General features: G+C 60.7%; 10 protein-coding genes, 1 tRNA gene and 1 rRNA gene. 7 read left to right on the top strand and 5 right to left on the bottom strand.

Features of this window, described 5'->3' with window-relative positions:
- The coding region (locus tag A6V37_RS36145; RefSeq protein ID WP_064286879.1) for an alkaline phosphatase family protein at positions 1–830 on the bottom strand (830 nt) is incomplete at its 3' end.
- Positions 831–1,760: 930 nt separating this feature from the next.
- On the opposite strand from A6V37_RS36145, the gene A6V37_RS36140 reads away from it, so the two are divergent.
- Positions 1,761–2,219, top strand: coding sequence for a DUF2844 domain-containing protein (locus A6V37_RS36140; RefSeq protein WP_064270323.1), 459 nt, complete (start codon positions 1,761–1,763; stop codon positions 2,217–2,219).
- 10 nt (positions 2,220–2,229) lie between these two features.
- On the top strand, positions 2,230–3,504 hold the full coding sequence (locus A6V37_RS36135) for a DUF3443 domain-containing protein (RefSeq protein ID WP_064270322.1): 1,275 nt from the start codon (positions 2,230–2,232) through the stop codon (positions 3,502–3,504).
- 277 nt (positions 3,505–3,781) lie between these two features.
- On the opposite strand, the gene A6V37_RS36130 is transcribed toward A6V37_RS36135, so the two are convergent.
- Positions 3,782–4,471: a DUF899 family protein gene (locus A6V37_RS36130; RefSeq protein WP_064270321.1), complete on the bottom strand. Its 690-nt coding sequence runs from the start codon at positions 4,469–4,471 to the stop codon at positions 3,782–3,784.
- A gap of 205 nt (positions 4,472–4,676) precedes the next feature.
- On the opposite strand from A6V37_RS36130, the gene selD reads away from it, so the two are divergent.
- The 4 genes from selD (at position 4,677) to A6V37_RS42960 (ending at position 8,156) form a co-directional block, all read left to right on the top strand.
- On the top strand, positions 4,677–5,741 hold the full coding sequence (gene selD / locus A6V37_RS36125; RefSeq protein WP_064270320.1) for a selenide, water dikinase SelD: 1,065 nt from the start codon (positions 4,677–4,679) through the stop codon (positions 5,739–5,741).
- Positions 5,742–5,870: 129 nt separating this feature from the next.
- Entirely contained in the window at positions 5,871–6,938 is a 1,068-nt protein-coding gene (gene mnmH / locus A6V37_RS36120; RefSeq protein ID WP_064286878.1) for a tRNA 2-selenouridine(34) synthase MnmH, read from the top strand.
- Positions 6,939–6,962: 24 nt separating this feature from the next.
- Positions 6,963–8,018: a permease gene (locus A6V37_RS36115; RefSeq protein WP_064270318.1), complete on the top strand. Its 1,056-nt coding sequence runs from the start codon at positions 6,963–6,965 to the stop codon at positions 8,016–8,018.
- A 3-nt stretch (positions 8,019–8,021) separates the two neighbouring features.
- Positions 8,022–8,156 (top strand): hypothetical protein, encoded by a 135-nt coding sequence (locus A6V37_RS42960; protein ID WP_278185295.1) that lies wholly within the window; start codon positions 8,022–8,024, stop codon positions 8,154–8,156.
- A gap of 179 nt (positions 8,157–8,335) precedes the next feature.
- On the opposite strand, the gene A6V37_RS36110 is transcribed toward A6V37_RS42960, so the two are convergent.
- A tRNA-Val gene (locus tag A6V37_RS36110) sits at positions 8,336–8,412 on the bottom strand.
- A 78-nt stretch (positions 8,413–8,490) separates the two neighbouring features.
- A complete protein-coding gene (locus tag A6V37_RS36105) occupies positions 8,491–9,981 on the bottom strand; it encodes a M81 family metallopeptidase (RefSeq protein WP_064270317.1) in 1,491 nt (496 codons plus the stop codon).
- Between the two features lie 223 nt (positions 9,982–10,204).
- Between A6V37_RS36105 and A6V37_RS36100 the strand changes: the two genes are divergently transcribed.
- Positions 10,205–10,669 carry a hypothetical protein gene (locus tag A6V37_RS36100; RefSeq protein WP_064286877.1) on the top strand — a complete coding sequence of 155 codons (465 nt, stop codon included), beginning with the start codon at positions 10,205–10,207 and terminating at the stop codon, positions 10,667–10,669.
- 142 nt (positions 10,670–10,811) lie between these two features.
- Here the strand turns inward: A6V37_RS36100 and rrf are convergent.
- Positions 10,812–10,925: ribosomal RNA gene (gene rrf, locus A6V37_RS36095) — 5S ribosomal RNA — on the bottom strand.
- Between the last annotated feature and the right edge of the window lie 64 nt (positions 10,926–10,989).

The raw sequence follows: 10,989 nt of genomic DNA, 5'->3' as shown, positions 1-10,989 counted from the left end.
GTGATAATCGGCACCCACTTCTGCAGGAACGTGTTCGCGCTCGTCAGGCCGCCCGGCTGGCCGTTCACGCACGGCGAGTCGTGACCGTCGTCGCACAGATTCGGCGTGATCAGATTGAAGTTGGCGGTGGTCGAGATCGACTGCAGGTTGGTGGTGAGCTTGTTCAGATTCACGACGTTCTGACCGCAGTCCGGTGAATCGATGATCGAGTGGAAATACATGAACGGGTTGTGGCGCGTCGCGTACTGGTCGCCCAGCGGCACAGCCGCGCTCGGCGCTTCCGCCGACTGCGTCAGATCGGTCGTGTTGAGCGTCGGGTGGCCGCAGGTGGCGGCTTCGCGCGTCGGGTCGTTGCCCATGTCGCCCTCATAGCCCTTCCACGTGTAGCCCGCCGCCTTCAACTGGTCCGGCAGCGTCTTGATGCTCGCCGGATAGACGCAGCCCGAGCCGGTCGCCTGCCCGTCCGGCGTCGTGCCGGTGAGCTTGAGATCCTGGTAGATCGGGCAATCGTTATCCGTCTCAGGCGTCGGCGCCTGACCGCTGATCATCGAGATGTAGTTGTCGAGGCTCACGTGCCCCGTGCCGTAGTACTGCTGCACCAACGCGCCCTGCGAGGCGAGCGTCTGCGAAAGATACGGTGCCTTGCTGTTGGCGCCGAAGGTGGTCGTGTAGTTTTCGTTCTCGAGCGTGATGACGAAAACGTGTCTGATCTGCTGCTGTCCGGTCAGATTGATCGAGGAGGACGACGAGCCGCACGCGGCGATGATAACGCCGACCAGGACAGCAGAAATGGCAGCGAAGAGTGTGCGCATCCAGGTGCGTGTTGACATTTCTTTCCTTTTTAATTGTGCTTTACCGATTTTATTTAATCGATATATATAACAATTACTTTGTATACCGAACTAAATCAGATTGAATCGATGGACTTGAAATTAACCGTGCGACCCATTGCAAAAATGCCATCGTTTTCCACGCTTGGGACCGCTGTTTTTCGTGCATGGCGAGGTTAACACGACAGGTTTAGCTGCACGTAGTCCATCTCGACTAGGGGGAAACGACGACTACCGGAGGCGGAATGCTTCAGGCAAACAGATGCTGTCCGGTGGGTTCTGTTGCAATCAGACGACCTCTGAACCGATGGCGGATTTCGGCGGAAATTGAAGCGAAATAACCACGAGCGCGCGCCGCGCCGTTATCTTCGACTAGATTGCGTACGTTGAAGAGACCCGCAGCCCCAATCCAGTCTCAATGTTGAGACAGGTTTTTCGGCACTTCACTTCTCGTCCGTTGCCACCCTGCTGCGTCTGAACATTCATCAGGATCCGCGTGTCAGCCTTATCCACATTAGATGCGCGGAGGCATGAACTCGCCCGCACCCTGACAGAGACGGGGATTTCCAGTTAACTCGAGCGTCTCACGCGTAACGGTTGCGAAACATTAGGTGCCTGAGCGGCACTTGCCGACCGCGTTGAAACCGTGCGGTTCATCACGTAGCAAGCGTTTGCGCCCTCCTGGCACAGTCATTGCGGTACGAGATTCACGAGCGACTCTGTTGCCGCCGACATTCAGCAGAACAATCCGGGGAAGCGAAATGGACCTCGCACGCGTCGCCACGGAACCGCCATGGCGTCTCCGGCGTATACGGTGAAGTCCTTTGAAGAATCAAGCTAGGAAAGATCGGAAAAACGATTCGCACTAGAAATTAATTATAGGTAGTGAATACGGCCAATCAGGCGGCTTTCAGTTGCGAGGAGAAGCTCATGAAAGCGATATATCGTGCTGGCATTGCTTGCGCAATGCTCGGGGCGACTTGCGCGTTGTCTTTGCCCGCGCAGGCCACCCTCGGCGGGGAGGTCAGCAGCGTAGGCAGCGACGAGGTTCAAATGCATGCCACGGCGCACAGCGTTATTTCGCAAGTCTCCTACACCGTGCATCTGATTACGCTGCCGTCAGGCACTGTCGTGCGCGAGTATGTCGCGATGAACGGAATCGTCTTCGGCGTCGCCTGGGACGGACCGACATTGCCGAATCTGAAGGCTACGCTGGGCGAAGCGTTCGATCACTATGTCGCGGCCATCGCGACGCGCCGGGCATCCCCGCTTGCCATCTCGAACGATACTCTGGTGGTGTTCTCGGCTGGCCATTTACGTGCGTTCGCGGGCTACGCGTATTTGCCGCAAGCAGTCCCGGCCGGCGTCGACGCAAACGTCATTCAATAGCGGGGCAATCATGCGCGATCTTGATTCGCTCCCTAGTACAGGTTCGCTTCTTAAGCTGCTCGCGGCTACATTGCTTGCGGTATTAATCGCCGCATGCGGGGGAGGCGGTGGAGGGGGCAGCGGTTCATCCAGCGCATCAGCGCCAGGGCAGTCGCTTACGAGTACAGCGCCCGTGCCGCAAGCGTTAGCCTCGAACGCCACAGCGGTGACCGTCGATTTCGGCGTGATAGGTGTGCCGAATATACCGTTCGTCAGCGTCACGCTGTGCGTGCCGGGCACGACGCAGTGTCAAACCATTGATCATGTACAGGTTGACACCGGCTCGTCGGGTCTGCGCATTTTCGCCTCGCAACTGCCGCCGTCGTTCATGCTGCCGCAGCAGAAAGATCGTGCGGGCAATCTGCTCGCCGAATGCATGCAGTTCTTCGATGGTTATACGTGGGGATCGGTGCGGCTTGCCGATGTACTGATTGGAGGTGAAAGAGCTGCGTCGCTGCCCGTCCAGGTGATCGATCCAAACTATAGCGCAACGCCATCGGACTGCAGCAGTCTCGGCGCGTCTCGCAACACCCCTACGAATCTGGCGGCCAACGGGATACTTGGCATTAGCGTGTTCAAACACGATTGCGGTCCGGCCTGCGTGCAGAATGCCGTGTCGGCGACCTACTATGGCTGCGTGGGAGGCAGTTGCACGTCGATCTCCGTCGCCGAGAACCTGCAGGTTGCCAATCCGATTCCCTACTTCGCGACGAATAACAACGGTTCGATCCTGATGCTGCCAAGCGCGTCGCCAGGCGGTGAATCTTCGCTCACCGGGCAACTGGTGTTCGGCATCGGCACGCAGAGCAATAACGGTCTGGGCAATGCGCAGGTGATCGGGGTCAGTCCGTCAAACGGCACATTCACAACGGTGCAAAATGGCACGAGCTACTCGAGGAGTACCATGGACAGTGGCTCAAATGGACTGTTCTTTCAAACCAGTGCGCTGCCGATCTGCGCGAGCCCAAACAACGCGTATTACTGCCCCGCAACGCCCCAGCAGTTGAGCGCCATGATTGAAGGTGTGAATGGCGCGACCAGCGCTGTCTCTTTTGAAGTCGGCAATGGCACGGCGCTCATGCAGATTCATGGTGGCAATTCAGTGCTGCCTCTGCTTGCTGGCCCCACCTTCGCCAACCCGATGATGTTCGTCTGGGGCCTGCCGTTCTTCTACGGGCGCAACGTCTACGCCGCCGTCGAGCAACAATCGACGCCTGGCGGAGTGGGTCCGTTTGTCGCGTACTGAGATACGCGCTTTGGCATCTGCGTTGCCTCCGCAGATGTGCACTGCTTTTTTTCACCAGGCGAGAGGACATAAGCGCCCGAAACCGGAGCCGCGAAAGCGGTTGCGCCTCCGAGCTCCGAGGCGATCCTGAGCTTTTCCCACAAAATCTTTGCGCAATCAAGTGTGCGCTGAAGATTCGAAGTCCGAATTTACCGAGGCATCCAAGCGACACTTCATTCCGCCACCTTTGCCAAAACTTTCGTGCATAGGGTATGCCATGGCACGATCAGGCAACAAGCTACTCGTTATTCAAGTAGTGTTTCTCAAGGTATTCTGATCTGAAGTTTTGTGGCGGAGTGGGAATGTCGGGGCGACCCTCTGGCGTAAAGTCCATGAGATTCCAATACGGCCACACCGTGTCAACATGATTCCCTGACAATTCAGTTCCCCAGAAGTGAAAGATCTTTCCATCCAGCCTCCTGAATACGTGCATCACTGGCCATTGCATATCATCAGAGTCTCCCTGGCATTTGTAGTCCGCCTGATAGGTGGATTCCGACCCGGATACCAGTGCAATCTGCGACCAGCCACGCTGTTTGGCCCATGTATTGATTCGATCAGCCGGGGCTTTGGCAATGGCTACGAACGCGGCATGCTGAGTGACCTGATACCAGGTGCGATCAAACCCATCGACCAGCGACGTACACGACGGACAGGGATTGTCCCAGTTCGGACCGAACATGAATGAGTAAAGGAGCAGGGTGTTTTTGTCCCCAAATAGCTCGGAGAATTTCACGCTCTTGCCCAATTTCCCATCGTTGGCCCACTGGAAGACATAGTCCTCTTTCAACTGCCCGCCTGGAGGAAGATTGCGGCGTTGTTTCGCGACTGATCTCACTTTGTCAACAAGCTCTTGTTCCTCTTTAAGCAATAAGTCACGCGCCTCGCGATACGCTCTGCTTTCGTTTGGATACCGTAGTTCACTCATGTTCAGCTCCTCATGGAAACTGAGTCTTGGCTCCCCTGCTCTCCCGGATACATCGAACGACATGACGTAATCCCGGAGGCAGATAAACCCCGTTCGAGTGTACTCTCAATGGTTGCTCGAGGCCGGCCCGGCCATACTGGCCCGCTGCGCTCCGCCCGAACAAGCCGCATAATGCGGTCATTCGAAGCCCGAGATTCTCGCCACGATGACTGATACCCACGCCAACGCAAGTTCGTCGCCCCGCCTCACCAGCCTGTCGCACGGCGGAGGCTGTGGCTGCAAGATCGCCCCTGGCCTGCTCGCCGATCTGCTCAAGCGCAGCACGCCGCTGCCGTTTTTTCCCGACCTGCTGGTCGGCAACGACACCGCGGACGACGCCGCCGTCTACAAGCTCAATGACGAGCAGGCGATCGTCGCCACCACCGACTTCTTCATGCCGATCGTCGACGATCCGTTCGACTTCGGCCGCATCGCCGCCACCAACGCACTGTCCGACGTCTACGCGATGGGCGGCAAGCCGATCATGGCGCTGGCGATCGTCGGCATGCCGATCAACGTGCTGCCGCACGATGTGATCGCGGCGGTGCTGAAGGGCGGCGAATCCGTCTGCGCCGAGGCGGGCATTCCGCTCGCCGGCGGCCACTCGATCGACTCGGTCGAGCCGATCTATGGCCTGGTCGCCATCGGCGTGGTCGATCCGAAGCGCGTCAAACGCAATGCGGGCGCACAGGCCGGCGACGTGCTGATTCTCGGTAAACCGCTAGGCGTGGGCATTCTCTCGGCGGCGCTGAAAAAAGACCGGCTCGACGCCGCCGGCTACGCCGCGATGATCGGCGCGACGACCAAGCTCAATCGCCCAGGTGCGGACCTGTCGAAACTCGACGGCGTGCACGCCCTCACCGACATCACCGGCTTCGGCCTGCTCGGCCACACGCTTGAACTGGCACGTGGCTCGAAGCTGACCGCCCGCGTCCGCTATGCGGATCTGCCGTGGTTGCCGGGGGTGGCGGGCCTGGCGGAAGCCGGCATTTTTACCGGCGCCTCGGGGCGCAACTGGGACGCCTACGGCAGAGACATCGTTCTGCCATCGTCATTGCCGGCGACGGCGCGCGCCCTGCTCACCGACCCGCAAACCTCCGGCGGCCTGCTGGTTTCGTGCGCGCCGCAATCGGTCGACGAGGTGCTCGCCCTGTTCCGCGCCGACGGCTTCGGCGAGGCCTGTGTTATCGGCGAAATGGTCCGCGGCGAAGGACGCGTCGAGGTCATCTGACGCGCGGGCGGCACAAAGACAAGGCGGGGGTGCGCTCCGGGAGGCGGGACCGCGCCGTTCATCGGACGGGTTTGGCGGCGCATGCGATAATTTCGATCTCCGCCGCCGGCCTGCTTTGTCCCTAACTCCTTGAAAAACCTACTCGTCAGCCTCGAAAAAGCAGATGATTTCGATGAAATCGTCGATGTGCGCACGCCGCTAGAGTTTGCGGAAGACCACATTCCCGGCGCGACCAACGCCCCAGTGCTGAGCAATGAAGAACGCGTGCTGGTCGGCACGACGTACAAGCAGGTCTCGCCCTTCGAAGGCACACGAATCGGCGCGGCACTCGTCGCGCGCAACATCGCGCATCATCTGGAAACGACTTTCGCCGACCGGCCGCGCAGCTGGCGGCCGCTGATCTACTGCTGGCGCGGCGGCAAACGCTCGGGCTCGGTGACCACGCTCTTCAATATGATCGGCTGGCAGGCGCGGCAGCTGGACGGCGGCTACAAGAGCTACCGGCGAGCCACGCTCGATACGCTCGATACCTTGCCGAAGACGTTCTCCTACATCGCGCTGGTGGGACCGACCGGCAGCGGCAAGACGCGACTGCTCACGGCCTTGCGCGAGGCGGGCGCGCAAACGCTGGATCTCGAAGCGCTGGCGTCGCATCGCGGTTCGCTGCTCGGGGCGTGGGCGGGCGTGCAGCAGCCGTCGCAGAAGTATTTCGACACACTTCTCGTCACCGCGCTGCGCTCCCTGACTCCGGCCCGGCCGGTGTTCGTGGAGGCGGAAAGCCGGCGCATCGGCTCGGTTGCGCTGCCGCTTGCGCTGCTCGAAACGTTTCATCGGGGCAGGTGCGTCGAGGTGCTGTCGAGCCGCGAAGATCGCGCGGCGTTCCTGCTGCACGACTACGCCCATCTGTTCGACGACCCCGATTCGCTGAAGGGGCAATTGCAAAAACTCGTCGGCCTGCATAGCCGGGAGCGTGTCACGGGCTGGCAGCAGCTCGTCGATGGCAATCGACGCGCCGAACTCGCGCATGAGTTGATCGAGCGGCACTATGACCCTGCATACGCGCGCAGCAGCCGTCAGCATTTCGTCCAGTTGCCGCGAGCCTGGCAACTGAGCTTCCGCCCCAACGACGCCGATGTCGTCGACCAGGCGAGAGTGCTACTGGCCCAACTCGATAGCACCACGCTTGCTACCGTCTGATAAAAACTCACGTCTAAAACCAACATGCAATCAACCCTTCGGCAACCGCGTGTCACTCTTGGCTGGATCGTGTTTCTGCTGATCGCCGTTGTCGGCCTCTTTTATGTGAAGTGGTTCCCGTACTACAACCGCGCGTTCGTCGCCGCGAGCCAGCACTCCATCGGCAAATCCATCCTGATGGGCACGTCGGCGAGCGCGCCGGCGGCATCGTGGCAGGCGGCGATCGACTACGCGCTCGCCTACGGCAAAGCGATCTGGCAAGCCATGGTGCTCGGGCTGCTGCTCGGCTCGGCGGTGCAGGCGTTGATTCCGCCGCAATGGGTCGCGCGCGCGCTCGGCCGCACGGATTTCAGCAGTGTGGTGAAGGGCGGCTTGATGTCGTTGCCGGGCATGATGTGCACGTGCTGCGCGGCGCCGGTCGTGGCCGGTTTGCGCGCGCGCCAGGCGGCACCGGGCGCGGCGATCGCGTTCTGGCTCGGCAACACCGCGCTGAATCCCGCCACGCTGATCTTCATGGGCTTCGTGCTGGGCTGGCAGTGGATGGGTTTGCGGCTCGCCCTGGGCGTCGTGATGGTGTTCGGACTCGGGTATCTGGTGAACCGGATGGTCACCCCGAAGGAAGCGGAAGCAGCGCGCGAAACCATCGCACAACTGGTCGCCGAAGACGTGCCCGGCACCGCGTTCGCGCGGTGGGTCAAAATTCTCGGCACGATGACGCTGCGACTCGTTCCCGAATACATCGTCCTCGTGCTGGTTCTCGGCGCCGCGCGCACGTGGTTGTTTCCGCACATCGGGCCGGATATCGACAACAGCCTGCTGTGGATCATTGCGCTTTCTATCGCCGGAACGTTGTTCGTGATTCCAACCGCGGGCGAAGTGCCGATCATCCAGGCCATGCTGTCCTTCGGCATGGCGGCTGGTCCGGCAGGCGCATTGCTGATGACGCTGCCGCTGATCAGCGTGCCGTCGATGGCAATGCTCGGGCGCTCGTTCCCGAAGCGCGTGCTGACGGTCGTGGCGCTGGCCGTCGTGGCGTGTGGTGTAGTCAGTGGGTTGTTGGCTGTTGCCTTGGGGTTCTAAAGCATGAAACAGATTGCCGCGTTCGCGCTAACCAGTTGGTCAGCAGCGGGTCTTCTTTATTTCGGACAACATTCGGTTGCGCTGATCGTCGTGAGCGGCGTTGTCGCGCTGGCAGGTTTCGATCTGCTTCATCCGTGATGGAAGCCACAGCGGGCGCGCGAAGACATTCGCGAGCGCGTTACGCTGCGATGGACATTGAGGCACTGCGCAATGGAGAGTATCGACTGGCGGCCGCACGATGAACCCGTGCGCCGGGGTGATGCGAGAACCTGACGTAGACGAAAGCGGAACCGCTTTCGTCTACGTCATGGATGCGTTGGTAGGCTCGATTGGATTCGAACCAACGACCCCCACCATGTCAAGGTGGTGCTCTAACCAACTGAGCTACGAGCCTTTAGAGGCGCGAATTATAGAGAACCTGTGCGCCCGGCACAAGCCCCAAACGGCACTTTAAGCGAGGCGTGTGCGTCATTCAATTCGCGGACGCCCACTCGGTCCGCGTATCCAGTGGATAAACCGGCCGCTTCAGGTGCTCGAAAGCGAATAGACCGTAATCCGAACTCGTCACGCCACGACTGTCGCACTCCACCAGCGCCTCGGCAATCGGCACGAAAACCGGCCGGCAATACATGCGCGATTTGAGCAACAGGAAACGCGCGCGACGCGGATCGATACCGACGCTCTCAAACACTCCAAGGTCCCACGGCTCATGCGTGTGCTCCGTCATGACAAGCTTGACGGAGCCGGTGTCGAGCACGGCCGCGCGTCCCATGAAGGCACGCTGCCCGGTGTAGGTCGGGCCGCTGATCACATACTCGCCATCGGTCAGTGCGCGCACCACGCCGGTCACGGCGAGAGGCGGGCGCGGCGTCACCGTGTCGCTCGCGGCCTTATTGCCGACGGTCACGCTCACCGTGCTGCCGACGCCGGCCGCCATCAACGCCGCGACCGCTTGCGGATCGCACAACGGCCCGCTGACTATGCCGTCGAGTTTCTGCCGCAACGCTTCTTCCAGCAGATCCATCGTGTCGCATGTTCCGCCCGACATGCAGTTGTCGCCATGATCGAGCAGGAGCACGGGCTTGTCGGCACCCTGCGCGAGCACTGCGGCTTGCGCAACCGATTCGGCGAGCGGCGCGCTGCGATAGACGAAATCGTCGCGCTCGTCCCAGATCTGCCGCGCGATGCGCTCCGCCACCGCTTCGGCCTCAGCACGTTCGTTGTTCGCGACGACCACGACGCTGATACACGGTGCCTCGATGTCGGCCAGCGAGAAACCCGACAGCACCGACACCGCGAGCATGCCATCGGCCTCTGCGGCGCGTGCGGCATCCACGACGCGTTTCATCGCGCCCTCGGCGGTCGCGCTGCGCAGCGTGTGCGTCATCAGAGGCGGCTGGCGCCATGCAATCACCGGCTTCGTCTTGCGATGGATGAGGTCGAACATCAAACGCGCCGCATGCGCGCCGGTCTCATACATATCGACATGCGGATAGGTTTTGAAGCTGACGATGACATCAGCGCTATCGATCATCTTCTGCGTAACGTTGCCGTGCAGATCGAGCGCGACTGCAATCGGTGCGTCTGGCAGCAAGGCGCGCAGCCGCTCGAGCAGGTCGCCTTCGCCATCATTCGAATTCGTGGCCACCATGGCGCCGTGCAGATCGAGCATGATGGCGTCGCAGTCCGTTGCGGCTGCAACGATCGCCTCGCTGATCGCATCGTACGCGGCGGCCTCAACCGGCCCGCTGGGATTCGCCGATGCGGACACCGGCGTCACAATCTCGGCATGCTCGCGTTCGGCGGCGTCGATGAACGCGGCCATCGCGGTCTGCATGCCTTTGTTTTCGTTGTACGCGTGTTCGCCATAACTGGGACCGTTGCGGCCAAACGCGGCCAACGGTGTCGCCACCGGCGAAAACGTATTGGTCTCGTGGTTCATCCGCGCGATGAGAATCTTCATGCGTCTGGTCTCCTTGTCTGTTGCGTGGCGGGGGTATCGCCAGCAATGTCAGACTAAAGGATAGCGCCCTGCTCGATAGAGAAGTGGCGATCCGCAGGTTGTGTGCGGAAGCTTTGGCGCCAGGGTCTGGTTTTGTGCTGCGCCGCAGCATGCAGAACAAGGACTCAACCTTTTTCGGGCCGCGCCGTTATTGCATCTGCAAAGACAGATACATCAGACCTTTATGGCACAACCTATTCCCTTATCCCGTAACACTGGCGCGGCGCGTTCGCGGCATGCCAAGGCCATGCTGCTACCGATCGCCCGGCCAATCGCCGACGACCTCGCGCTACGGGTGCATCTGGCACTCGACGCCTTGCGCCGGGGCGTCGGCGGCGTGACGGATGCGCAAACACTCACGCAGATCATGCTGTTGACTGGCTTTCTGGCTGAATCGGGGTTTGGTTCGGTGACCGGCGAACAGCTCGCTACGGCGGAGCGCGCGGTGTCAGCTGTGTTTGATATCGGCCGGGAAACCGGCGAGTGGAAACTGGACGACGCGGGGTTTGCGCTTTTTGCGACGATCGCAACGAATTATGACCAGCAGTTGCACAGGGCGCCCCTGTGGGCAATTACCGATGCGAGTGAACGACTCGACCGCTTTACGGCAGGCGTGGCCTATCAGGCGCCGATGCGAAAACGAGCTTAGTCGAACCGGATGATGTGGAGCGGCGAGGGAAACCTCGTCGAAGAATTTCTGGTGGTCAACGGACGCGCTGTACGGTGTATTCCGGCCGCGTAAACGCAGAAACCCCACCTTTTGGGGTGGGGTTTCTGATACTGCAGGGGGAGCCTGACGATGACCTACTTTCACACGGGTAATCCGCACTATCATCGGCGTGGAGTCGTTTCACGGTCCTGTTCGGGATGGGAAGGGGTGGGACCGACTCGCTATGGTCATCAGGCTTTGACGGGTTGCTGCGTCGCCCGGGTTTTGGTCAACCCGGCGCCACAGCCAATCTGGAAGAA

It is taken from the genome of Paraburkholderia ginsengiterrae, from assembly GCF_001645125.1.
GTDB lineage: Bacteria > Pseudomonadota > Gammaproteobacteria > Burkholderiales > Burkholderiaceae > Paraburkholderia > Paraburkholderia ginsengiterrae.
Note: the sequence above shows the minus strand (reverse complement) of the source record. Positions and strands in the feature narration are given on the sequence as shown.